17 protein-coding genes and 5 tRNA genes are annotated in these 24,679 nt (G+C 41.4%); 5 read left to right on the top strand and 17 right to left on the bottom strand.

The window, feature by feature from the left end:
* Position 1: 1 nt before the first annotated feature.
* The 9 genes from Q0Z55_RS07250 to argG form a co-directional block, all read right to left on the bottom strand.
* A tRNA-Glu gene (locus Q0Z55_RS07250) sits at positions 2-77 on the bottom strand.
* A 25-nt stretch (positions 78-102) separates the two neighbouring features.
* Positions 103-178 (bottom strand) — tRNA-Glu (locus tag Q0Z55_RS07245).
* A gap of 263 nt (positions 179-441) precedes the next feature.
* Positions 442-1,830, bottom strand: coding sequence for an amino acid permease (locus tag Q0Z55_RS07240; protein ID WP_297426347.1), 1,389 nt, complete (start codon positions 1,828-1,830; stop codon positions 442-444).
* A 125-nt stretch (positions 1,831-1,955) separates the two neighbouring features.
* Positions 1,956-2,031 (bottom strand) — tRNA-Glu (locus Q0Z55_RS07235).
* Between the two features lie 527 nt (positions 2,032-2,558).
* Positions 2,559-5,087 carry a TonB-dependent receptor gene (locus Q0Z55_RS07230; RefSeq protein ID WP_297426344.1) on the bottom strand — a complete coding sequence of 843 codons (2,529 nt, stop codon included), beginning with the start codon at positions 5,085-5,087 and terminating at the stop codon, positions 2,559-2,561.
* A 441-nt stretch (positions 5,088-5,528) separates the two neighbouring features.
* A tRNA-Glu gene (locus tag Q0Z55_RS07225) sits at positions 5,529-5,604 on the bottom strand.
* Between the two features lie 20 nt (positions 5,605-5,624).
* The gene (gene rnt, locus Q0Z55_RS07220) at positions 5,625-6,284 is read right to left on the bottom strand and encodes a ribonuclease T (protein ID WP_297426341.1); all 660 of its coding nucleotides are present in this window, start codon (positions 6,282-6,284) and stop codon (positions 5,625-5,627) included.
* Entirely contained in the window at positions 6,269-7,303 is a 1,035-nt protein-coding gene (pyrC, locus tag Q0Z55_RS07215; RefSeq protein ID WP_297426338.1) for a dihydroorotase, read from the bottom strand. Before pyrC ends, rnt begins: the two co-directional genes overlap by 16 nt.
* A 172-nt stretch (positions 7,304-7,475) precedes the next feature.
* Complete coding sequence (gene argG / locus Q0Z55_RS07210; protein ID WP_297426336.1) at positions 7,476-8,819, bottom strand: argininosuccinate synthase; 1,344 nt, start codon at positions 8,817-8,819, stop codon at positions 7,476-7,478.
* A 250-nt stretch (positions 8,820-9,069) separates the two neighbouring features.
* Between argG and Q0Z55_RS07205 the strand changes: the two genes are divergently transcribed.
* From Q0Z55_RS07205 to epmA, 4 genes are all read left to right on the top strand, one after another.
* Positions 9,070-11,091 (top strand): NADPH-dependent 2,4-dienoyl-CoA reductase, encoded by a 2,022-nt coding sequence (locus Q0Z55_RS07205; RefSeq protein WP_297426333.1) that lies wholly within the window; start codon positions 9,070-9,072, stop codon positions 11,089-11,091.
* Positions 11,092-11,177: 86 nt separating this feature from the next.
* A tRNA-Ser gene (locus Q0Z55_RS07200) sits at positions 11,178-11,268 on the top strand.
* Positions 11,269-11,427: 159 nt separating this feature from the next.
* On the top strand, positions 11,428-12,495 hold the full coding sequence (locus Q0Z55_RS07195; RefSeq protein ID WP_297426330.1) for a 4-phosphoerythronate dehydrogenase: 1,068 nt from the start codon (positions 11,428-11,430) through the stop codon (positions 12,493-12,495).
* Positions 12,492-13,466 carry an EF-P lysine aminoacylase EpmA gene (gene epmA, locus Q0Z55_RS07190; protein ID WP_297426327.1) on the top strand — a complete coding sequence of 325 codons (975 nt, stop codon included), beginning with the start codon at positions 12,492-12,494 and terminating at the stop codon, positions 13,464-13,466. The genes Q0Z55_RS07195 and epmA overlap by 4 nt, the downstream gene beginning before the upstream one ends.
* A gap of 28 nt (positions 13,467-13,494) precedes the next feature.
* Here epmA and Q0Z55_RS07185 read toward each other — a convergent pair whose 3' ends face one another.
* From Q0Z55_RS07185 to ahcY, 5 genes are all read right to left on the bottom strand, one after another.
* Positions 13,495-14,727, bottom strand: a complete 1,233-nt coding sequence (locus Q0Z55_RS07185) for a multifunctional CCA addition/repair protein (RefSeq protein ID WP_297426324.1) — start codon at positions 14,725-14,727, stop codon at positions 13,495-13,497.
* Between the two features lie 83 nt (positions 14,728-14,810).
* Complete coding sequence (locus tag Q0Z55_RS07180; RefSeq protein WP_297426321.1) at positions 14,811-17,090, bottom strand: NADP-dependent malic enzyme; 2,280 nt, start codon at positions 17,088-17,090, stop codon at positions 14,811-14,813.
* A gap of 567 nt (positions 17,091-17,657) precedes the next feature.
* Positions 17,658-18,374 carry a 16S rRNA (uracil(1498)-N(3))-methyltransferase gene (locus Q0Z55_RS07175; protein WP_297426318.1) on the bottom strand — a complete coding sequence of 239 codons (717 nt, stop codon included), beginning with the start codon at positions 18,372-18,374 and terminating at the stop codon, positions 17,658-17,660.
* 27 nt (positions 18,375-18,401) lie between these two features.
* Positions 18,402-19,238 carry a methylenetetrahydrofolate reductase [NAD(P)H] gene (gene metF, locus Q0Z55_RS07170; RefSeq protein ID WP_297426315.1) on the bottom strand — a complete coding sequence of 279 codons (837 nt, stop codon included), beginning with the start codon at positions 19,236-19,238 and terminating at the stop codon, positions 18,402-18,404.
* Between the two features lie 73 nt (positions 19,239-19,311).
* Positions 19,312-20,694, bottom strand: coding sequence for an adenosylhomocysteinase (gene ahcY / locus Q0Z55_RS07165; protein WP_297426312.1), 1,383 nt, complete (start codon positions 20,692-20,694; stop codon positions 19,312-19,314).
* A gap of 223 nt (positions 20,695-20,917) precedes the next feature.
* Between ahcY and Q0Z55_RS07160 the strand changes: the two genes are divergently transcribed.
* Complete coding sequence (locus Q0Z55_RS07160; protein ID WP_297426309.1) at positions 20,918-21,946, top strand: DUF4917 family protein; 1,029 nt, start codon at positions 20,918-20,920, stop codon at positions 21,944-21,946.
* Positions 21,947-21,974: 28 nt separating this feature from the next.
* On the opposite strand, the gene Q0Z55_RS07155 is transcribed toward Q0Z55_RS07160, so the two are convergent.
* From Q0Z55_RS07155 to Q0Z55_RS07145, 3 genes are all read right to left on the bottom strand, one after another.
* Positions 21,975-22,499 (bottom strand): tetratricopeptide repeat protein, encoded by a 525-nt coding sequence (locus Q0Z55_RS07155; protein WP_297426306.1) that lies wholly within the window; start codon positions 22,497-22,499, stop codon positions 21,975-21,977.
* A gap of 149 nt (positions 22,500-22,648) precedes the next feature.
* Positions 22,649-22,990 carry a DUF3325 domain-containing protein gene (locus Q0Z55_RS07150; protein ID WP_297426304.1) on the bottom strand — a complete coding sequence of 114 codons (342 nt, stop codon included), beginning with the start codon at positions 22,988-22,990 and terminating at the stop codon, positions 22,649-22,651.
* Positions 22,987-24,678 carry a PepSY-associated TM helix domain-containing protein gene (locus Q0Z55_RS07145; RefSeq protein ID WP_297426301.1) on the bottom strand — a complete coding sequence of 564 codons (1,692 nt, stop codon included), beginning with the start codon at positions 24,676-24,678 and terminating at the stop codon, positions 22,987-22,989. The genes Q0Z55_RS07150 and Q0Z55_RS07145 overlap by 4 nt, the downstream gene beginning before the upstream one ends.
* Position 24,679: the final 1 nt, after the last annotated feature.

The following is a 24,679-nucleotide window of genomic DNA, read 5'->3' as shown; positions in this document are numbered from 1 at the left end:
ATGGCGTCCCTACGGGGATTCGAACCCCGGTTACCGCCGTGAAAGGGCGATGTCCTAGGCCTCTAGACGATAGGGACTTAATAAAATAGTTACTTCTGAAATTGGCGTCCCTACGGGGATTCGAACCCCGGTTACCGCCGTGAAAGGGCGATGTCCTAGGCCTCTAGACGATAGGGACGTTTCAGAGGTGGACGTATAATAGGGTGAGAATAGGGGGGTGTCAAACGCTTTTTTGCAAAATAAATCAAAAAAACTATTAAGCGTTTAAAAATAAGGCAATGTTGGTGATTTAACCACGATTTTGCCTAAAATAGCAGCGATATTGCTACAAAGTTTCAATTAAATTTGCAGCCAAAGTCATGGCAACTACCATGTAGTCATCATATTTTTTAAATACAGAACAAAAATAAAGCGGCTATTGAGCCGCTTTATTAAAACAATTTAGGCTTTTTTATGATACAGCGCATAATAGCTGACATAGCACAAGCCAATAAAGATCATACAGCCAATAAAGCCAGGTCGCATTTCTGGGTCAAACACCATACTTACGCAGGTGATAAAACAAAATACAAAACCTAAAATCGGCACAATCGGGAACAAGGGTGCTGCAAAACCTAAATCTTGCGCAGTTTTGCCTTGTTTGTACCATTGGCGACGGAAATTGTATTGGCTTAAACAAATACTCATCCAGACCACCACCATGGTAAAGGCCGCAATCCCCAGTAAATTTTTAAAAATGGTTTCAGGCGCAAATTGCTCTGACAACAAGCCCGGCATGGCACCAATCATGGTCACAATCACCGCCACATACGGAATACCACGCGCATTGACTTTAGAGAACACAGCAGGCAATTGTTTTTGATCCGATAACGCCCACATCATACGTGAGGCAGCAAATAAACCTGAGTTGGCAGCCGACAACAAGGCAGTAATAATCACAAAACGAATCATGTCTTCAGCATAAGGAATACCAATGTGATTAAACACGGTTACAAATGGACTGCTACTGACACCTTCAGCACCTAAACCTGCTGCTTGATGTGGTAACAAGGCACTAATAACAATAATGGTACCCACAAAGAACACCAACAAGCGCAAAATTGCTGTATTAATGGCTTTGGGTACATTTTTGGCAGGATCTTTGGTTTCACCTGCAGCAACGCCAATCAGTTCTGTGCCAGAAAAAGCAAAGTTCACAATCAACATGGTGGCAAAAATCGGGAATAAGCCTTCAGGGAACCAACCTTGCGCGGTTAAATTGGTAAACAACGGCGCAGATTCGAAGCCTTGATAAGACACTGCACCAAAGATGGCCAATAAACCCAATAGAATAAAAGCCACAACGGTAATAACTTTAACCAACGCCAACCAAAATTCAGATTCGGCAAACCAGCGCGTCGAAATCATATTTAAGCTAAAGACAAATACCCCAAAAATTAGTGTCCACAACCACATGGACACGTGTGGGAACCATTCTTGCATAAGGAGTGCGGCGGCGGTGAATTCAGTGCCTAAAGTCACTGACCATGTGAGCCAATATAACCATGTGACGGTATAGCCAGTACCCGGACCAATATATTGTTTGGCATAAGCACCAAACGAACCTGAAACCGGCATATGTACCGCAAGTTCACCCAAGCACAGCATGACCATATAGGCGATCACACCACCAAGAAAATAGGAGAGAATGGCACCAATCGGTCCAGTTTGTGCAATGACTTCACCCGAACCTAAAAATAGGCCAGTCCCGATCGCACCACCGAGTGAGATCATGACCAAATGTCGGGTACTCATAGCGCGTTTTAAAGGCGCAGAATTGCCCTGCTGCATAGATGGCTGCATAACAGAAAAAAATAAAAAAGAAGAGAAGCTGACTATTGTAGTGTAAAACTACAAATCTGCAATTTATTTATCAATGCGATAACTTTTATTTATGAATCACGAACTGTGATAAATGGCGTCCCTACGGGGATTCGAACCCCGGTTACCGCCGTGAAAGGGCGATGTCCTAGGCCTCTAGACGATAGGGACGTTTTGAGGTGATGCACATACTAAGAATTTTTTTAAATCCTGTCAAACTAAAATCAAAGTTTAACTTTAAAAAAAGATTCAATTGGCTAAAAAATAGTGGTTTTTAAAAAAATAGCCTATTTTCAAATAAATAATTCTACCAATAGCCCAATTCAGCTCAGGATAAGGCATAAAAAATTTGGCTCAATCAGCGCGCTTTTTAAGCACATAAAATAGCCATGAAGTTTATTTGTATCCTATAAACATGCTTATTTTTTAAAAAACATAGCTTAAAATAATTTGTGACTGACGTTATCAGCCACATCGCTTAGCTATTTAACCTAAAAATAGCCTAAGCATTGATATGCTTGAAATAGGTGATGTGTGCTGAGTCTTATGGTTGAGCAGGTTCTCAGGGACTTCTTCTTGCTGAAAACTGAACCATATTAACCCCATAACAGCAATGATAGCGCAAAGAATTGTGATGAGATGAGGCATTTTATGACTCCTGAAGATACAAAAGAGCATGCATTGAATGCTCTATAAAATTAGAATTTAAAGCTCACATCGGCAATAAACTGACGCCCAATTTCTGAGTACTGCTTATTTCCTGAAGCATATAAATTGTTTCTATTGGTGATATTGTTGATAGTAAGACCAAAAATCATGGAATAATCTTGAGTGATATTCCAGTTATAAGTGGTACGCATATCCCAAGTAAAACGAGGTTTGATTTCCTGTAATGTATAGGTATCAATCTTAACGCCATTGTGTACAACTTTATCAGCAGAACTGGCCTCTAACACTTGTTCATATGTGTCTTTATAGCTGAAAAAGTTAGAAATTTTTAAAGGCAATGTATCAAAACCAATATCCCAAGAGACACGGGCAGTCATTGGTTGGTTATAGTTTGAGGCAGGCATGTCACCATGTTCTATGATTTTGCCATCATAAGAAATCAGTTCTTGCAGCTCTTCTTCAATCAAAACGTCTGTGTAATCAGGAGTACTGCGATAAGCATCAGTATAGTTAATTGCTAAGCCTAACTCATGTTGGCTACCTTTAAACTTAATCGGTTCTAGGGTATTAACTTCAAGCGTAATAGTATCATTTTCACCGTAACCACTATTGTCATACACTGTGTAGCGATTTACGCCTGTACCTATTTGATTGCGGGAAATTTCATCTTTGTACTGACGATTGACCCATTTAAGACCAAGATGCGTATTTTTAAATTGGCTATTGATACCGAATACAATTTCATCAGCATATGGGGTTTTTAAGTCTTGTTTTTGAGTATCTGTATTCCAGCTTGTTTTTGGACTTTCGGTCCAGTCAGAATTTTGATCCTCACGCTTTAAGTTGAAATCCAAAGACGTAACAGATTGACGTAAGTCAGTCATATAAGTTGGTGCACTATAGTAGCGGTTCCAACCTGATGTGAAAGTGAGGCTGTCATTGTAAAAAGGTTGATAGCGAATACTGCTACGCGGTGCAACATTTAAATTGCGATTTGCTTCATCATAATCGGCACGCACACCTAAACGTGCATTGAAATTGTTCCAACTAATTGCATCTTCAAGATACAGTGAGGCTTGTTGATATGTGCCATCAAATTGACCTGCTTTATATAAGCTACCACCACCAAAATATTGACCATTGAAGACCGTAAGCACTTTATTGCTCATGAATGGAGCTGTACTATTTTCATCACAAAGTGGATCATTGGCTTGGCATGATGCACCCTTTAAATCATATAAATTTTGGGTGGGTCCTGATGTGACAGCATAGTGGGTAATAAAATCTTTGCTACGTTGCCACTGCACATTGTCATAATGATAAGCAAAACCAGCACTCAGTTGATGTTTGGTGTCTCCCAAATCAAAGCTATTTAATATTGTGTCTAATTCATAGTTGATGCTGTGTTGTTTTAAAGCAATATCTGCTGAAGTTGCACCTTCCCAAGCTTGTTCTGTATTGCTCCAGTCTTTACTGCCTGGGGCATAGATCCAGTTTACCCCCCGATCCGAGGAAGATGTACGATCGTTATCAATTTGTTGATAGTTTAATTTTTGTTTTAATTCACCCCAACCATATTGCTGGTCAATTTCAGCAAACATTAATGCTGATTCATTTTGAGTCGTGCTTTGAGAATGTCGTCGTTTATCAACATAACTATTGTCTTCTAAATCGCCTAATGTGACACCAAGCTTCATTTTGGTTTGTGCGTTAGGGTCGATATACAGCGTTGCACCAATATTGGTATTGAATTTTTTTTGTTCAATTTCGGTCGGAGAAGGAAGTCCACTGGCAACAGGCACTTCAGAGCGACGTTGTGATACATAGGCATCAAAAGCATAGACTTCTGAAAGTTTGCCGTAAAGATTAGTACTTACACCTTGTCGAACGTATTCTTTTTGGTTGGATTGGGTCGATTCGCCTGCAAATAAACCTTGATCTGCATCAGTAGTTAAGTGATAACGGTTCCAATCACTTTCAGTATAGTCATAGCTGATGCTGCCGTGAATTTTACCAATTTCTGTATTTGGTGCACAGGTTTCAGCTTGAATGACACCGCCGGTAAATCCACCATGTTTTGCGCTGACATTGCTGTCTAAAACTTCAAGATTACACAGTAAATCGGTATTGATTGCCACACCTTGTGAACCGGCAGCAATGCCACCGTAAATTGCTGTACCTGAACCCATAGGGTCTAGTAGGTTGCTATTGCTCACACCATTAACGACAAATTTATTTTGAAATGATTGTGCCCCGTGAATCGAAATTTCAGCAGGTTTTAAATCGGCTTGGGCGCTTGCAGCTAGATGATCATGACTAAATTGAACATTTGGATTAATTTTTAAGAAATTGGTTATATTTTTAGAACCATTTGGAATGCGCTCTAAGTCTTGTTTTGTATAAATTGTTTTGCCTAAGGGTTGGCTTTCTTGTGCTTTTACAATAATCGGCAGTAAAGCCACATTTTTTTCTTGTTGTTCATTTGAATCATTGGCATAAGCAGAGGTCGTTAAAATGGTAAGTATTGCGGTCGTTAAAGTAGAAAGCGAAAAGCGCATAGCGAAATAGATATACAAATGAAAACGAGAGTAATTATCATTAAAATTTAACTCAATTGCAACAATCTTACTTAAGATTGTGATCTTTTCTACCTCATGATGGGCAATATTTTATCTTTGTGAAACACAAGACATAAAAAAGCACAATAATGTGCTATGAACAATTCAAGCGTGGTTATTTCGCTTTAGATGATAAAAGTACAACAGGCTTTGAAGGAGGGGAGAGAAATATATTTAGCTTTTGGCTAAAAACACCAAAGTAAAAATATAGAGGCAGTAAACATGCTTAAACTTAATGAGTGAGTGATATGGTGACTGAACATCAAGCCAAAGCTATAAACATTAAAATTTTTTGTATGAAAAGTATAATAAAAGTCAATTGAGATAGAAAATATGACTCAGTGCCTTATTAAGGCCAAGAGGAATAAAGCAAGAAATAGATGGCGTCCCTACGGGGATTCGAACCCCGGTTACCGCCGTGAAAGGGCGATGTCCTAGGCCTCTAGACGATAGGGACGTTTAGAAGATGGCGGTATCTTATTGATCCGCCACCAAAGTGTCAAGTAAATGTGGTGCGAGTTTGTTCAAAATATAACAAAACAGTTCAGCGGTCTTTTGCGTGTCATATAACGCAGAATGGGCTTCTTTGCCATCAAACTCAATACCCGCTTGAATACATGACTTAGCAAGTACGGTTTGACCAAACATCACCGCACTTAAGGTGACCGTATCAAATACGGAAAAACTATGAAATGGGTTTTGGTTTTTACTGCCTGTACGTGCAATCGCAGCTTGTAAAAAACCTAAGTCAAAATGGGCATTGTGACCCACCAACACTGCATGAGTACAGCCTTGTTGACGACGTACTTCATTGACTGATTTGAAAATACGTTTTAATGCCGTTTTTTCATCTTCAGCCATGGCCATACGCATGGGATTAAATGGATCAACCCCAATAAAATCTAATGAGCGGCGATCTAAATTCGCTCCTTCAAAAGGATTAATATGGGCATGATAAGGTTGACCTGGTACAAATTTGCCATTGTCGTCATACACAATTGGAATGGCCGCAATTTCAAGTAAAGCATCGGTTTGCGCGTTAAAACCTGCTGTTTCGACATCAACAACAACAGGTAAAAAACCACGGAAACGCTGACCAATCATAGGTCCTGTTTCTTGTGTCACAATTTTCTCCACTGGATGGTTTTACCCGCATAAAGTGGGATAATTTTTTCGCCATCCAAATAGTCAAAACTCTCAGGAATGGTCTGTTCTTCTTTGACCAAAGTAATCGTTGTAGTATTACGTGGTAAACCGTAGAAGTCAGCACCAAAATGGCTTGCAAAGCCTTCTAAACGCTCAATTTTACCCACTTGGTCAAAGGCTTGAGCATACAACTCAATTGCAGTTGGTGCGCTATAGCAACCCGCACAACCACAGGCATTTTCTTTGGCATTTTTCGAGTGCGGTGCACTGTCTGTACCTAAGAAAAATTGAGGATTGCCAGAGGTGGCCACTTCAAGCAATTTGGCTTGATGGGTTTGACGTTTTAAAATAGGTAAGCAATAAAAATGCGGTTTAATACCACCCACCAACATATCATTGCGGTTAAATAATAAATGCTGTGGGGTAATGGTGGCGGCTACATGCTCGCCTTGCGCTAACACAAATTCAGCGGCTTCTGCTGTAGTGATATGCTCAAGCACTAATTTTAATTTTGGGAATTTTTGTAAAAGCGGTGCTAATACTTCATCTAAGAAACGTTTTTCACGGTCAAAAATATCCACATGGTTATGCGTGACTTCACCATGTAATAACAATGGAACTTGATATTCTTCCATTTTTTCAATGACATGGTAAACTTTTTCAATGTCACTTACGCCACTGTCTGAATTGGTGGTGGCACCAGCAGGATAAAGCTTAATGGCATTGACATGCGCTGAGTCTTTAATTTTTTTCACTTCATCAGGTGAAGTATTGTTGGTGAAGTACAGCACCATACGTGGGTCAAAGTTTAGACCCTCTGGTACATGTGCCATAATGCGTTCGCGATAGCTGATCGCTTCTTCTACAGTCTTAACCGGTGGCACAAGGTTTGGCATACAAATCGCACGTGAGAACTGGCGTGCTAAATCTGGCACAGTGCGTTGTAGAGATAAACCGTCGCGAAGGTGAGCGTGCCAATCATCTGGCTGAAGAAGAGTAATCGTATTCACAGCTGTACTTCAAAAAAATAAGTCCGATGATAATCTATAAATGCACAAATGATAATCTTTAAGCGCAACAAAAGCCGATTTTTAGCCAATAATGCCGCAATATGGCGGTAGTTGCTGTGTTTTTAAGCATAAAAAAACCGCTCAGCTGAGCGGTTTTTTTTCACAACAAAAATTATTTATTTTTGTCTTTTAATTGTGGCACAGCAGAACCTGTACCTACAGCCAATAAACCTGAGTTAGTATAAATGCCCAATTTTTGACGTGTATCAGTAATATCCAAGTTACGCATGGTTAATTGACCAATACGATCCATTGGAGAGAACATTGAATCACCTTTTTCCATGGTTAAGCGTTCAGCTTCATAGGTTAGGTTTTCAGATTCAGTGTTCATAATCGTGTAGTCATTACCACGACGAAGCTCAAGCGTTACAGTACCTGTAACCGCTTTAGCAACCCAACGCTGAGCCGTTTCACGTAGCATTAATGCTTGAGAGTCGAACCAACGACCTTGGTAAAGTAGGCGACCTAAACGTAAACCGTTGATGCGGTATTGCTCAATGGTATCTTCGTTATGAATACCCGTGACAAGACGCTCGTAGGCAATGTGAAGCAATGCCATACCCGGTGCTTCATAAATACCACGCGATTTCGCTTCGATGATACGGTTTTCAATTTGATCCGACATACCTAGACCGTGGCGGCCACCGATACGGTTTGCTTCTAAGATAAATTCAACTGGATCTTCGATACGACGACCGTTAATCGCAACAGGGAAGCCTTCTTCAAACGTAATAGACACTTCTTCAGCTTTAACGTCTACGTCATCTTTCCAGAATGCAACGCCCATGATTGGCTCAACAATTTTGATGCCAGCATCAAGATATTCTAAATCTTTGGCTTCGTGCGTTGCACCTAACATGTTTGAATCTGTTGAATAGGCTTTTTCTTTTGACATTTTGTAGTCAAAACCGTTGTCGATGAGGAACTGTGACATTTCTGCACGGCCACCTAATTCATCAATAAAGGTTTGGTCTAACCAAGGCTTATAAATTTTAAGCGCAGGGTTGGTCAACAAACCATAACGGTAGAAACGTTCAATGTCGTTGCCTTTATAAGTCGAGCCGTCACCCCAAATGTTGACGTCATCTTCTTTCATGGCAGTCACAAGCATGGTACCTGTTACCGCACGACCCAGTGGTGTGGTGTTAAAATACGGCATACCACCGGTTGAGATGTGGAAAGCGCCACATTGAATCGCTGCAATACCTTCTAATGCAAGCTGTAAACGGCAGTCCACTAAGCGAGCTTTAACTGCGCCGTAGGCCTCAGCTTTCTTTGGAATCGCATCGTAATCATCTTCGTCTGGCTGACCTAAGTTTGCGGTATACGCATAAGGTTCAGCGCCTTTTTGTTTCATCCACAATAGTGCAGCTGAAGTATCTAGACCACCAGAGAAAGCGATACCTACTTTTTTGCCTACTGGTACATTCTGCAAGATCGTTGCATTATCAGTCATTGCTCGTCCTAACTATATAAAATAGGCAACCATGATGGCAGCCAAGGAGAAAATCTAAACTCAGCATTGTATCATTATAAAACGTGCTTGTTTGGCTTAAAAAACACAATCGATTAAAATTACCAAGTCCATTTGCAAAATAAATCTAAACTGCTGTGAGTTTTGAATCTTTCGCTATTGCTGGGCAAGCACAGCAGATTTCAGGGTACACTCAAGCCATAACAATAACCAAATGACTCAAGGAGCGCCTATGTCGCTGGTCAATTCATCTTTGTTTCGTCCATTAGATTTGGGTTTTACCAGTTTAAAAAATCGTGTGGTGATGGGTTCTATGCACACCGGTTTAGAAGACCGTTTTTATAACTACCCTAAATTAGCCGCTTATTTTGCCGAACGCGCCAAAGGTGGTGTGGGCTTAATGATTACTGGTGGAATTTCGCCCAATCGGCAAGGTTGGTTGTTGCCCATGGGGGGAACATTAAATTATCGCGCTGATGTGATTGCCCACCGTTTGGTCACCCGTGCTGTACATCAACATGGCGGGAAAATTCTATTACAGATTCTGCACGCCGGACGTTATGGTTATCAGCCTTTTGTGGTATCGGCCAGTCGGATTAAATCGCCCATTTCACCGTTTAAACCGCGTGAGATGAGCCACCAAAATATTTTAGACACCATTAATGACTATGCCCGCACTGCCGAATTGGCTCAACAAGCCGGCTATGATGGGGTGGAAATTATGGGTTCAGAAGGCTATTTGATTAACCAATTTTTAAGCCGGCATGTGAATCGGCGTAAAGACCGTTGGGGTGGCAGCTTAACCAATCGTATGCGTTTGGCGGTTGAGATTGTTCAAGCCATTCGTGAGCGTGTGGGCGATCAATTTATTCTGTGTTTTCGCTTGTCATTGCTGGATTTGGTTGAAGGTGGCAATTGTATGGATGAGGTGATTTTAATTGCCCAAGCCTTAGAAAAAGCCGGTATTCATATTTTAAATACAGGGATTGGTTGGCATGAAGCGCGTATTCCAACCATTGTCAGCTCTGTGCCACGTGCCGCTTTTGTCGATTACACTGCCGAAGTAAAACAACATGTAAGCATTGCGGTTATGGCATCTAATCGGATTAATATGCCTGAAACTGCCGCAAGTATTTTAGATCAAGGGCAAGCCGATTTAATTCAAATGGCACGTCCTTTTCTAGCCGACCCTGAATGGGTCAATAAAGCCCAAAGCGGGCGTATTAATGAAATTAATACCTGTATTGCGTGTAACCAAGCTTGCCTTGATCATACCTTTAAAAATCAACGTGCCACGTGTTTGGTCAATCCGCAAGCCTGTTATGAAACCGAACTGCGCTATTTACCCACTAAAAAAATCAAGAACATTGCCGTGGTGGGCGCAGGTGTGGCAGGTTTGTCAGCTGCTACGGTGGCAGCACGTCGTGGGCATCGGGTCACACTGTTTGAAGCTCAAAACCAGATTGGTGGGCAATTTAATTTGGCCAAAGTCATTCCCGGTAAAGAAGAGTTTTATGAAACGCTGCGCTATTTTGAGGTACAACTGAAAAAATATGATGTAGAACTTAAGCTTAATACGCAAGTCACCCATGAATACTTAGAACAAGCTCAATTTGATGAAGTAATTATTGCCACAGGAGTCGTACCCCGCAGTTTAAAACTACAAGGTGCAGACTCACCCAAAGTTTTATCCTATAGCGAGGTATTAAAGGGGGCTCATGTTGGTCAGCGCGTGGCTGTGATTGGGGCAGGAGGCATTGGTTTTGATCTGGCAGAGTTTTTATTAAAATCAGCGCATCAATCGGTTGCAGAGTGGAAAAAACAATGGGGTGTGGACCCGACAAGCCATTATCAAACCGCAGGTGGTTTAGTTATTGCCAAAACACCTAAGCCTCAGCGTGAGATTTACTTGTTACAGCGCAAAAATACCCCTGTAGGGGCTGGTTTGGGTAAAACCACGGGTTGGGTACATCGCGCAGAATTAAAAAAACACGGCGTGCGTATGTTGGCTGGCGCGCAATATCAAGCGGTCACCGAAGAAGGTTTATGGATTGAGCTTGCAGGGCAAGCACAATTGTTACGTGTTGATCATGTGGTGGTGTGTGCAGGGCAAGAATCTGTGAGCTATTTAATGCCGCAACAGCCTTTAAAAGGCAAAACCCATTATCACTTAATTGGTGGAGCCAAACTTGCCGCTGAACTTGATGCCAAGCGTGCCATTCGTGATGGCGCAGAATTAGCAGCGAAGCTTTAATATTTAATGAAAACTTGTGCATTTAATTCAATTTATTGTATTTTTTGCTTGCATGCATCAAAGCTTGGCCGTAATATACACCCCATGGAAGCGTGGCAGAGCGGTTTAATGCACCGGTCTTGAAAACCGACGAGGGCTTATACCCCTCCGTGAGTTCGAATCTCACCGCTTCCGCCAAATTCAAAAAACCCCTGATGTTAAATCAGGGGTTTTTTTATGTCTTTAATATGGTCATTGTAGTGCGGTTTAAACGACGTTACTGCTGGGCAAAGATTTATTGGTCAGCTGATTGTTGAGCAAGTATCATAAGCGGCAATACATGCAGTGGATTGCCTTATGAAAATGATTGCCGATGAGAATTTGGCCTTTACCGATTATTTCTTTGCTGAATTTGGCGAGATTCACCATAAAGCAGGACGTACTTTAACTGCGCATGATTTGTCTGATGCCGATGCACTTTTGGTGCGCTCGGTTACGCAAGTCAATGCAGCGCTGTTAGCAGACAGCAGTGTGAAATTTGTGGGCAGTGCCACCATTGGTACCGATCATTTAGATCTGCAAGATTTACAACAACAACAGATTGCGTGGTCCAATGCGGCAGGCTGTAACGCACAAGCTGTAGCAGAATATGTGATTACTGCTTTATTACATGTGCAACCTGAACTGTTACATGCTGACGATCGCTTTACCTTAGGGGTAATTGGGTTGGGTAATGTGGGTTCGCGCTTGGTGAAAATGGCGCAACTGTTAGGTTGGCACGTCATCGGCTATGACCCATTTGTGACCTTAAACAGCGTTGAACAAGTTGATTTTGACACCTTGTTGACTTCCTCACAGGCGATTTCTATTCATGTGCCTTTAACCAAAACAGGCCCGCATCCGACTTATCATTTAATTCATGCTGCTGCTTTGGCAAAAATGTCACCGCAAACAATTTTAATTAACTCGGCGCGTGGTTCTGTGGTGGCAGAAGCTGATTTAATTGCAGATATTCAAAAAACAGGGCGTAAAGTCGTACTAGATGTATTTGAACATGAACCTGAAATTACAGCCGAAGTCTTAGATTTAATCACCCTTGTGACTCCGCATATTGCAGGTTATAGCTTAGAAGGCAAAGCGCGCGGTACACAAATGATCTATGACGCCTTTTGTGCACAATTTGGTTTTGATGCCACAAAACGTTTTGAAAGCCAATTGCCTGTATGTGACACCTATTTTCAAGGTCAAGACTTAAAAGCGGCTTTGGCGGCGCATTTAAGCCAAATTTATGACATTGCCCGTGACGATGCCAATTTACGCGCTTGTGTAAAGGATGGCAAAGTTGAACAAGCCGCTTTTGATTTTTTAAGAAAAACTTATCCGCTGCGCCGTGAATGGGCAGCCCATGCAGGACCAATCGCATGAGCCTTAATTATCAACCAACCTGTGACTTAAGTGCCTTACGTGCCCGTGCCAACATGTATGCACAAATTCGTGATTTTTTTGCTAAGCGCGAAGTGCTTGAAGTAGAAACACCGATTTTATCGCAAGCAGGGGTGACGGATGTTTATTTAGCATCCGTGCAAGCCACACGCCATATGCTGGGTAAATCTGCGACACATTATTTGCATACTTCACCTGAATTTGCCATGAAGCGTTTATTGGCCAGTGGCAGTGGGCCAATTTATCAAATCTGTAAAGTTTTTCGTGATGATGAACATGGACGTAAACACAACAGCGAATTTACTATGCTTGAGTGGTATCGTCCCGGTTTTAGTTTAAAAGACTTGATGTTTGAAGTGACCGATTTACTCAATGTGGTGTTACAGCAGCGTTTTGCTGAAGTACGTCCCACAATCTTAAGTTATAAACATGCTTTTATGGATCGTTTGGATCTTAATCCTTTACAAGCCAGCACCAAAGAGTTGCAAGATGCTGCACGCCGTGTGGGCTTAAACTTAGATTTAGGCGATGATCGTTTAGGGTATATTGACTTATTGTTTTCACACATGGTTGAGCCAAGCTTAGGTTTTGATACGCCGGTATTTTTAACCGATTTCCCGCCTGAATTGGCATCGCTTGCTAAAACCCGTACAGACGAAGATGGTGAAGTGGTTGCTGCACGTTTTGAGTTATATATAAATGGTTTAGAGTTAGCCAATGCATATGATGAATTAATGGATGCCACAGTGCTACGCAGTCGTTTTGAAGCCGACAATCAAGAACGTGCCAAACTTGGCTTAAGCGTCATGCCAATAGATGAATATTTATTGGCTGCATTGCCCAATATGCCTGAATGCTCAGGTATTGCTTTAGGCTTAGATCGTTTACTGATGATTGCAACAGAAAAAATGGGTTTAAGTGATGTAATTAGTTTTCCAGCCGATCGCGCTTAAATAAAAAAGCACCCTTGGGTGCTTTTTTTTATTCTTGTATGGGTTGCGCAGCTTTTAATTCAGCTAGCGCCAAAATACGACGTTCAATCAGCATTTCGCCAATATCAGGGCCTTGAATATCACGGGGTAAATCTTGCGCTTTAATACTGCGTACCACTTGCATGGCATCCAATAAGTATTGCGCCTGAGGATAAGCTCGATTTTCTAAGCCTAAACGACCACGCGCATCACATTCACAGGCTTGCACAAAGGCTTCGACTCGTTCAGGACGACGTAGCACATCTAAGCGCTGCAATAAGCGCCATAAAGTGCCGGGCTTTAAGTTAAATGCTTGGTGGCATTTTAAATGCTCTTTACACACCGCTAAAGCCAACTGCTTGGTGTTGGTTGGGACTTTTAAGCGCTCACACACTTGGGTCACCGGTTCTATACCACGCTCTTCATGCATAATGTGCCGTGGTAGTTCAGCTGGTGGGGTAAGGGCTTTACCTAAATCATGCACCAATACGGCAAACCGCACATCGAGTGAATAATTGGCCTGACAGGCTTGTTGCAACGACATTAAGGTATGAATGCCACAATCAATTTCTGGATGATATTCAGGACGTTGAGGAATACCAAACAACGCATCAATTTCAGGGAACAAGACTTGAAGTGCGCCACAACTACGCAGCACTTCAAAATACACCTCAGCATTGACTTCCATGAGCGCACGTGAAGTTTCTTTCCACACCCGTTCAGCAGTCAATGCTTGCAGCTCGCCTGATTCTGCTAAGCGTTGCATCAACTGTAAGGTTTCAGGAGCAACCTTAAAACCTAAATGATGATAACGTGCGGCAAACCGTGCAATACGTAATACGCGTAGCGGATCTTCGACAAACGCATCGGACACATGTCTTAATAGCCTAAGCTTGAGATCAAGTTGCCCATGGTACGGATCATACACCTGACCGTCTTGATCCATGGCCATGGCATTGATGGTTAAATCACGGCGAATCAGATCTTCTTCTAAACTGACGTTGGGGTCGGTATAGAATTCAAAGCCATGATAGCCTACGCCTGCCTTACGTTCGGTACGGGCAAGGGCATATTCTTCTTTTGTTTTAGGATGTAAAAAAACAGGAAAATCTTTGCCCACCGGCTCAAAGCCGTCGGCAAGCATTTGTTGTGGTGTCGCACCAACAACCACATAATCTTTTTCGTGATAGGGATGACCGAGCAAATGATCTCGTACTGCACCGCCTACTAAATAAACTTGCATGAAAAAACCTCTATTCTTGAGGCAATCATGCAACAGAATAGAGGTTTTCTCAAGTCAAGAAGCTGCCTTTTCAGGCATTTGTCTTATAGCGCGTCTTGCTCTGCTTGCTGAATTTCAGCCACAGTTAACGCTGTCATATTCACCACACGACGTGTAGTCGCTGTTGGCGTTAAAATATGTACAGGTTTTGCTGCACCTAACAAAATAGGACCAATGGTCACGTTATTACCCGATGTCGCTTTGAGTAAGTTAAACGAGATATTGGCAGCATCAAGATTTGGCATAATCAGTAAGTTTGCTGAACCTTTAAAACGTGAGTTAGGGAAAGCAAACTGACGGATATTTTCGTCCAACGCTGCATCGGCATGCATTTCACCTTCCACTTCAAGTTCAGGTGCAATTTCAGTCAAAATATCAAACACTTTACGCATTTTTTGCGCGCTTGGGTCATGTTGATCTGAACCAAAACTTGAATGAGAGACCAATGCCACACGTGGAGTAACACCAAAACGACGCACTTCTTCAGCCGCTAAAATGGTCATTTCAGCCAACTGTTCCGCTGTTGGGTTACGGTTAATGTAGGTATCGGCAATAAACAAGTTGCGATCTTCAAGCATCAAGGCATTTAAGGTAAAGAAGGTATTATGACCTTCTTTTAGACCAATGGTATTTTTCACAAAGTCTAAATGAATGTCATAGCTTGAATAAGTACCACAGAGCATACCATCTGCTAAACCATGACGTACCAACATGGATGCAATTAAAGTTGAACGACGACGTGTTTCACGCTGTGCGTATTCAGGGGTTACGCCTTTACGTTGCATGATGCTGTAGTAATCATCAGCAAATTTTTGGCAGTCTGGATTGTTTTCTTGATCCACGATGGTCACGTTCACGCCATTTTCTAAACGTAAGCCTAACTTTTTAATGTTGGCTTCAATCACCGCAGTACGACCCACCAAAATTGGTTTGGCTAAGTCTTCGTCTACGGCAATTTGCACGGCACGTAATACACGTAAATCTTCACCTTCAGCATAAGCGATACGTTTTGGATCAGTTTTGGCTTGGGCAAAAATTGGCTTCATCATAAACGCTGAGTTATAGACAAACTCAGATAAACGCTGACGATACACCGCAAAGTCTTGGATTGGACGCGTTGCTACACCTGAATCCATCGCCGCTTTTGCCACAGCAGGTGCAATTTCTAAAATCAAGCGTTGATCAAGTGGACGAGGAATTAAGTATTCACGACCAAAAGATGCCGATTTTTCACCATAAGAGGCTGCATCGGCTTCAATGTGTGCCATACGCGCAATGGCATGGACACAGGCAATTTTCATGTCTTCATTGATGGTGGTTGCACCCACATCTAAAGCACCGCGGAAAATATACGGGAAGCACAATGCATTGTTCACTTGGTTTGGATAATCCGAACGACCTGTGGCCATAATCACGTCATCACGGGCAGCGTGGGCGTGTTCTGGCAAAATTTCAGGATCTGGATTGGCAAGGGCAAAGATAATAGGGTCTTTGGCCATTTGCTTAACCATGTCTTGGCTTAAAATGCCTGCGGCAGATAAACCTAAGAACATGTCTGCACCTGCCATTACATCAGCAAGTTGTGTGCCTTGAATATCTTGTACATAGCGTTTTTTCGATTCATCTAAACCAGTACGCTGTGTGGTAAGCAAACCGCGTGAGTCAGCCACAGTGATATTTTCTTTCTTCGCACCTAAAGCACACAGTAAGTCAAGGCAAGACAATGCAGCCGCACCAGCACCTGAGGCAACGATTTTGATCTCATCAATCTTTTTGCCGTTCAGTTGTAGGGCATTGAGTAATGCTGAACCGACAATAATAGATGTACCATGTTGGTCATCATGGAACACTGGAATGTTCATGCGCTCGCGCAATTTTTGCTCGATGTAGAAGCACTCTGGCGCTTTAATATCTTCTAAGTTAATACCACCAAAGGTTGGCTCCAGTGCTGCCACAATCTCTACGATTTTGTCTGGATCATTTTCAGCAATTTCGATATCAAAAACGTCAACACCGGCAAACTTTTTAAATAAAACGCCTTTACCTTCCATCACAGGTTTAGAGGCCAATGGACCAATATTACCTAAACCCAGTACCGCAGTACCGTTGGTGATGACCGCAACCAAGTTACCGCGTGCGGTGTACAATGCAGCCTTTGATGGATCACGTTCAATCTCTAAACATGGCGCAGCAACACCTGGTGAATAAGCCAAAGCCAAGTCGTGTTGGTTGATCAGTTGTTTACTTGGAGTAACGCTGATTTTCCCCGGGGTTGGGAATTCATGATAGTACAAAGCTTGCTGTTTTAATGATTGATCGTCCATTTGAATCTCGTTTTACCTTAAAGTTGCCGACCAGACAGGCTGGTGGTGTTTGACCAAATTTGATCGAATATAACATTACTCATAGGCTTCTAATAGCCAAGAATGCTGCTTTTATAGTCAAACTTAGAGCTTGAGAAGATCAATTAAGAGTTAAATTATATAAAATGGGTTGTATAAATCTAAGTTATTATTTTTATAAATATTTTTTTGGATTAGCTTGAAAGAACAGTGCAAAATTGTTTGCAGTATAAACAATGCCATAAGCTGCAAATAGCATTTTTAGACTAAAGTCTTTGTAGGGATTATCATTTTTAGGCTTTAAAAAATAAATGCCATGTTTGTCGTGACAGAACGCGATACATCATAAGAATAAAAGCATACCTGCTGAGTATAGTGTATTAAACCTTGCACCAAATAAATATGGCACAGTATAGGATGAATATGGGTCATTCTTAAGTCAAAATAAGTCTTAAGCAACAGACTCTACATCACAGTATGTGAAATCTAAAGCCTAGGGTTTGAACATAAAAAAAGCAGCTTTGCGGCTGCTTTTGCATTTGGGTTTGTTTAATCAGCAAAGTGATAATTCAGAATAGACAAAGCCACAACAGGTGCAGTTTCTGTACGTAAAACACGACGTCCAATACACCAATTGATAAAGCCTTGGGTATTCGCGGTAGAAATTTCAGCTTCGCTTAAACCACCTTCAGGCCCAATCAATAACGCCAAATCAGGGGTGGCTTGCGTTAGCACATTGGCTGCATCTTTATTGGGTGCAAGCACCAATTTAGTCGCAGGCAATTCGCTTGCTAACCATTGTTCAAGTGGCAAAGGTGCTAAAATTTGTGGCACGATATTTAAACCACATTGCTCACAGGCTGCAACGGCGACGCCTTGCCAATGATCCAATTTTTTTTGATCACGGTCATACTTCAAACGCATTTCACAACGTTCAGAAGTCAGCAATTGAATTTGAGCAACTCCCAATTCCACTGCTTTTTGAATGGCATAATCCATACGATCGCCTTTACTCATCACTTGACCGAGCAAAGCATGAAAAGCAGGTGTGCGATTATCAGGGTTAAAACTGATGACGTGAACACGCGCCGTTTTTTTAGCCACTTCAATGAGTTCTACTTGATACTCACCACCTTGACCATTAAACAAGGTGGCGGTTTCACCGACTTGGGCGCGGAGTACTTTACACCAATGATGAAACACGGTTTCGGTTAAATCGGCAGACGTGTCAACCGTTAACGTCGCTTCCATATAAAAACGTGGCATAAAATACTCACTTTAAAAACAATAAAATTAAGCCAAACCTAAATCTTGAACCAATTGACGCGTTGGATCAGTGGTGTTCATGGTGTAAAAATGCAAACTTGGCGCACCGCCTGCAATTAAGCGTTCACACAGTTTAACCACCACTTCATGACCAAAGGCTTTAATTGAAGCCGTGTCATCACCATAGGTTGCCAATTGCTTACGAATCCAACGTGGCACTTCAGCGCCTGTACCATCGGCAAAGCGGATCAAGTTGTTGGCATTGGTAATCGGCATAATGCCCGGCGCTACAGGAATATTGACACCTTCTTTTTGAATACGATCAACAAAATAGAAATACGCATCTGGATTAAAGAAGAATTGAGTCAGGGCTGCATTGGCACCGGCATTGGCTTTGTCACAAAAACGCTGGATGTCTAAATCAAAGCTGTCTGCTTGTGGGTGCATTTCAGGATAAGCTGCCACTTCAATATGGAAATGATCGCCTGAATGCTCACGAATAAAACGCACAAGATCAGTTGCATAAGGCAGTTCACCTAAGCCAACTTGACCTGAAGGTAAATCACCACGCAATGCCACAATACGGTTGATGCCTTGTGATTGGTATAAATCAAGCAGTTCCGCAATACGTGCTTTGCTATCACCAATACAAGACAGATGAGGGGCAACAGGTGTGCCTTTGCCATTAAAATCAGCTAAAGTTGAAAGTGTACGTTCACGGGTAGAACCGCCTGCACCATAAGTCACAGAGAAAAACTCTGGATTGAGCAGTTGTAATTCTTGATGTACGGTTTTAAGTTTTTCTGCACCAGCATCAGTCTTGGTGGGGAAAAACTCAAAAGAAATAGGAATCTGTTTTGACATGCTTAAATCCTTTTTACTTATAAACGAATAAACCACAAAGAAAAGCAGGCACGAGGCCTGCTTTTATCAGTGCTTAGTATTTATAAGCATCAGATTTAAATGGACCTTCAACAGCAACACCTAAATAGTCTGCTTGTTGTTGTGTTAATTGAGTTAACACGCCACCAAAACCTGCAACCATTGCCGCAGCCACTTCTTCGTCTAATTTCTTAGGAATCAGTTCTACACGGATTTTAGCAGCTTTTTCTTCTTCAGGAAGATCAGCAAATTTCTCAGCAAACAAGTGCATTTGACCCAATACTTGGTTTGCAAAAGAACCATCCATAATACGTGATGGGTGACCTGTTGCATTACCAAGATTCACCAAACGACCTTCAGATAAAAGGATTAAATAATCATTTTCGTTTTCTGAACGATACACTTGGTGAACTTGAGGTTTCACTTCAACCCACTTGTAACCACGTAAGTAGTTGGTGTCAATTTCAGTGTCAAAGTGACCGATGTTACACACCACAGCACCTGCTTTTAATGAATCAAGCATCGCAGCGTCACATACGTGGTAGTTACCTGTTGTTGTAACGATGAGGTCAGTATTTTGAAGAAGATCAAGATTAACGTCTTCTTTTTTACCTGTTTGCACACCATTTTTGTATGGAGATACAACTTCATAACCATCCATACATGCTTGCATTGCACAGATTGGATCAACTTCTGTTACACGTACAATCATACCTTCTTGACGAAGTGATTGTGCTGAACCTTTACCAACGTCACCGTAACCAATCACAAGCGCACGACGGCCAGACAACAACATATCTGTACCACGTTTGATGGCATCGTTAAGTGAGTGACGGCAACCGTATTTGTTGTCGTTTTTAGATTTAGTAACAGAATCGTTGACGTTGATTGCAGGAACTTTTAACGTGCCATCACGAAGCATTTCGTACAGACGTTGAACACCTGTCGTGGTTTCTTCTGTTACGCCGTGGATTTTTGCAATCACTTCTGGATATTTTTCATGAACAAGGAGTGTTAAATCACCACCGTCATCCAAAATCATGTTGGCATCCCAAGGTGTGCCATTGATATTGATTTGTTGTTCTAAGCACCACATGTATTCTTCTTCAGTTTCGCCTTTCCAAGCAAAAACAGGAATACCCGCAGCAGCGATTGCAGCAGCAGCGTGATCTTGAGTTGAGAAGATGTTACAAGATGTCCAACGAACTTCTGCACCTAATTCAACTAAAGTTTCAATTAAAACCGCAGTTTGGATTGTCATGTGGATACAACCCAAGATTTTAGCACCTGCAAGTGGCTTAGCCGCAGCATAACGCTTACGTAAACCCATAAGCGCTGGCATTTCAGCTTCTGCAAGTTTGATTTCTTTACGACCGTAGTCAGCAAGAGAGATGTCGGCAACTTTGTAATCTGTAAATGAAGCATTAACCGCGTTCATCACGATCTCCTTAAAATTAATAATTGATCATTCAGTTCGCGGATGCCGTTGTTGGTTGCTCTGAGCAGAGTAACCGATCGTCGAGCCTGGCAAATCTTACATTTGGTGCCTGTAAGATCAGTCGCAGCATCCCTCGACTAGGGCAGTATTGTACTTGGATTTGCGTTTTGTTCCAATCCGAAATTGTTTAATATCTGTCTAAGAAGAAAATTTTGGATTGACTGTGACAAAAGAATTTCAATATCCAATACATGATTGGAAAGATATTAAAGACGATTATTTAAATGCGAACTTGATCATAGGCAATGGGGCTAGTATTGCTTTATATGAAAAATTTCATTTTAACTCTTTAAAAGAAGAAGCTGAAAACTTGAAACTTTTTAATGATGATATAGCTAAACTTTTTATTGAATTTTCTACATCTGATTTTGAATTAATTTTACGACTAGTTTGGCATGCAAAATTAGTAAATAAGCATTTAGGTATTTGTGATTTAAAAGTCGATTCAGCATATGAAAATATTAAAAATGCACTTATCCAAGTAGTCAAGGAGGTTCATTGTGAACATGCGCATATCATTGATCAATTACCCAATCTGTATCAATTTACAAAGCAATTCTCTACAGTCGTTTCTCTAAATTATGATTTGATTCTTTATTGGATTCGTATGTATGGAAATGAAAATGTTACTGATGGACATGTATTTAAAGATTGTTTCATTACCAATGGTCGATTTGACTATGATTGGGAAAAGTTTAGACAACCTTACGGGAGAAATCAAAGAGAAATCACTCTCACATTTTACCAACATGGTAATTTATCTATCTTTAGGGATGCTAAAAATGTGGAAAATAAAATACAAAGGGATGAATATAACAATTTATTAAAGGTTATTACATCGCAGTGGAGCGAAGAAAAAATACCATTATTTGTAGCTGAGGGCATAGGGACTAAAAAATTAGAGTCAATAAAAAGTAGTCCATATTTGAGTACAATATTTTATGAAGTTTTACCGAATTTAATAACTAAAAATGAAAATTTAGTTATTTATGGATGGGGTTTAGGTGAACAGGAGACACATTTGATTGAGCAAATTTTTAAACAAGAAATCGGGGGTAAGGTTGCTATTTCAACTTACTCTAAAGATCAAAATGAATGTCACAGAATTTATTTGCTTATTAAAAAATATTCTAAAGAAATTGAAATAGAGTTTTTTGACAGTCAAAGCTCAGGCTGTTGGAATAATCCATAAATAAAGCCCTCAACTGAGGGCTTTAATGTTATGCATCTTTGGCTTCTAGAGCATCGGCTTTTTGTGTCCAAAATTCCGCTTTTTCTTCATCAGCATCTATACCTAAAGCATTGGCATAAATAAAGGCTAAATCACGCATGGCTTGTAATTCACCTAAATTGGCCGCTTGTTCAACCAATTCAACAGACTTTAACACGTCTTTTTCTACTACATCACCACGACGGTAAAAACCTGCCAATTCTAAAGTGGCAGCAGGGTGCTTTTGTGCAACCGCTTGTTTAAGCCAATTGTGGGCATGCTCAAAATAGGTTTTCGCTTCTTCAGGGTCATCTTCTAATAATTCTTTGGCATATACGGTATAACCTTCACCTAACCAATACATCGATTCCACATGACCTAAAGATGCAGCTTTAAGTGCCCATTCTTCAGCACGTTCGATATCTTCATCGTGTTCGCTGCTCATATACAATTGAGCTAAATCAAATTGGGCGTCTAGATTACCCGCAGTGGCACGATTCAGCAGCGCTTTAGGCACAGAAATAGGAGTGGTCATAACAAGATCTCAAGTAAATACTTAATAAGCCTAAGCTGCTTTATAAAAAAAGCAATTGCTGTATGCTAAATTTTTACCAAGTTTGAGTAAAAGCCTGAGCAAAGCACAAAAAAAAGCCCGCTAAAGGCGAGCTTTTTTTCATGGGCTTCTTATATCACAATCAAAGCAAAGCTGATGACAGTGAAAACAACTGAAGCCAAAGCCAATATTTTAATGTGGTTTTCAAAATAACTTAAGCTTAAACCGACTGCCAGTGCTGAAAAACTCAGTACCCCAAGCCAATAGCTGATCATATTGCTGACGCTATCTTGATAAATTAAACAACTGATTAAACCGAGCGTTAACAATATCCAACCTATTACACTAGCAAGGCGGGTTTTTTGTGCATCTAACTCACGTTTAAAGATTTGTTTTTGATGCTTTGACATTGAACATGCCAAGGCAATAAAGCCTAAGTTACACAGCGCCCATACTAAGATAAACCAACTCATTCATCATGCTCCTGTGCAGCTTTGCCTGCTTTAGGTTTTTTTGAACTTAAAGCTTGATGATTTTTCACTTTGATAAAGCTAAAGGCAAACAATAGTGCGAGTACCCACATGGCCAAATCAAATGAGGCAATGACCCAAACACCATTGGAAATGCTGCTCCAAAGCGGCGTGCCACCGGTCATAAAATTGAAGATTGGTAAGGCAGCAAATAGCAGTGTAGCAAGGGCTAACATGTCTAGCCATGCTTGGCGATGTTTACGTATGAGGGCATAAATAAACACCAAACCCCATGCAATAAAGAAGCAACGAATTTCTAAAGCACTGCGTTTTTCTAAGTTGGCATCAATCAAACGATTGGCATAAAAATACACTGCACAGGCAATCGGTAAACCAATAATTGCGGTAATGTTTAGCACTTCCACCGTGCGATAACCCAAAGATTTGTAGCCTTGTTTTTCTTGCTGTGGCGCACGTTTGACACACCATAACAACAAGCCTGTAGCCACCATTAATGTGCCTAAAATACCCGACAAGAACAATAACCAACGTAGTGGTAAATCGACACCGCGTGCCTCATGTAAAGTAGTAGTGACGTTATAAATCGCCGCAGGAACACTTGGATTATTTAAGCTTGAGCCATCATCAGGTTTTTCAACGCCAGTGACACCGTTATAGCTTAAGCTTTGATAAATATTGCGATGTGCCACGCTTTCGCCATGTAAGGCACGTAATTCAATTTCAGCTTTGGTGGTGTTGGGTGCAACAATGCTAATGGTTCCAATTGGATTATTTGGCCACTGCTTGTGTGCATCTGCAATAATTGGTGCTAAATCAGCCAGTGGTGCAGCTTGTACTTGTTTTTGACCGCGTTCGCCACGACCACGCTGCGGATCACGCTCTGATTCAGCTGGAGCTGCTGGGCGTTGACTGCGTTCTTGCTGGGGAGTTTCTACCAAAGCTTGACGTTGTTCTTGTAAAAATGCGCCACGGTTTTCATACACCCGCTCAATGCCCCATGGCATTAAGGTAAACAGCAAGAGCAATAAACCACTAAAGGTAATCATTAAATGAAAGGGCAAGGCAAAAACCGCAGTGGCATTATGTGCATCTAACCATGAGCGCTGTCCTTTACCCGGACGGAAGGTGAAGAAATCTTTAAAGATTTTTTTATGCGTGATAATGCCGCTAATGATCGCTACAAACATCAATAAGGTGGCAATTCCGACAATCCAACGTGCCCAAATACGGTCTAAACCGTACAGTTCAAAATGGAAACGATACAAAAATCCACCACCACGGGTTTCGCGTGCTTCTAACACTTCACCTGTGGCACTGTCTAAAATCACACGCGTACCCCCACGCCGTGCACGTGGGTCTTCATTGGCACCACGTATATTCACAACCGTGGTATTTTGTCGTGAAGTAGGCAATTGAATAGACCAACTGCCTGCATCAGGATGATGTTGTTGTAAATAATTCAGTGCCACTTGGCTTTGTTGAATTTGCGATTGACTTGGCACTGAATGATGCAGTTCGGGCTTCATCCAAACGGTAATTTCATTTTGAAAAAAACTTAATGTACCGGTAACAAAAATTGCATACAGCAGCCAACCTAAAATCAGGCTGGCCCATGTATGCAACCAAGACATGGACTGACGTGGGCCTTCTGCTTTTCCATCTACACGCATT

This window comes from uncultured Acinetobacter sp., from assembly GCF_947626835.1.
GTDB lineage: Bacteria > Pseudomonadota > Gammaproteobacteria > Pseudomonadales > Moraxellaceae > Acinetobacter.
This window is presented reverse-complemented; position numbering and strand designations above follow the sequence as displayed.

Coding starts and splice junctions, on each gene's coding strand:
- Q0Z55_RS07240 (WP_297426347.1), bottom strand. CDS start 1,830: ATGCAGCAGGGCAATTCTGCGCCTTTAAAACGCGCTATGAGTACCCGA.
- Q0Z55_RS07230 (WP_297426344.1), bottom strand. CDS start 5,087: ATGCGCTTTTCGCTTTCTACTTTAACGACCGCAATACTTACCATTTTA.
- argG (WP_297426336.1), bottom strand. CDS start 8,819: ATGACTGATAATGCAACGATCTTGCAGAATGTACCAGTAGGCAAAAAA.
- Q0Z55_RS07205 (WP_297426333.1), top strand. CDS start 9,070: ATGTCGCTGGTCAATTCATCTTTGTTTCGTCCATTAGATTTGGGTTTT.
- Q0Z55_RS07195 (WP_297426330.1), top strand. CDS start 11,428: ATGAAAATGATTGCCGATGAGAATTTGGCCTTTACCGATTATTTCTTT.
- epmA (WP_297426327.1), top strand. CDS start 12,492: ATGAGCCTTAATTATCAACCAACCTGTGACTTAAGTGCCTTACGTGCC.
- Q0Z55_RS07185 (WP_297426324.1), bottom strand. CDS start 14,727: ATGCAAGTTTATTTAGTAGGCGGTGCAGTACGAGATCATTTGCTCGGT.
- Q0Z55_RS07180 (WP_297426321.1), bottom strand. CDS start 17,090: ATGGACGATCAATCATTAAAACAGCAAGCTTTGTACTATCATGAATTC.
- Q0Z55_RS07175 (WP_297426318.1), bottom strand. CDS start 18,374: ATGCCACGTTTTTATATGGAAGCGACGTTAACGGTTGACACGTCTGCC.
- metF (WP_297426315.1), bottom strand. CDS start 19,238: ATGTCAAAACAGATTCCTATTTCTTTTGAGTTTTTCCCCACCAAGACT.
- ahcY (WP_297426312.1), bottom strand. CDS start 20,694: ATGAACGCGGTTAATGCTTCATTTACAGATTACAAAGTTGCCGACATC.
- Q0Z55_RS07155 (WP_297426306.1), bottom strand. CDS start 22,499: ATGACCACTCCTATTTCTGTGCCTAAAGCGCTGCTGAATCGTGCCACT.
- Q0Z55_RS07150 (WP_297426304.1), bottom strand. CDS start 22,990: ATGAGTTGGTTTATCTTAGTATGGGCGCTGTGTAACTTAGGCTTTATT.
- Q0Z55_RS07145 (WP_297426301.1), bottom strand. CDS start 24,678: ATGCGTGTAGATGGAAAAGCAGAAGGCCCACGTCAGTCCATGTCTTGG.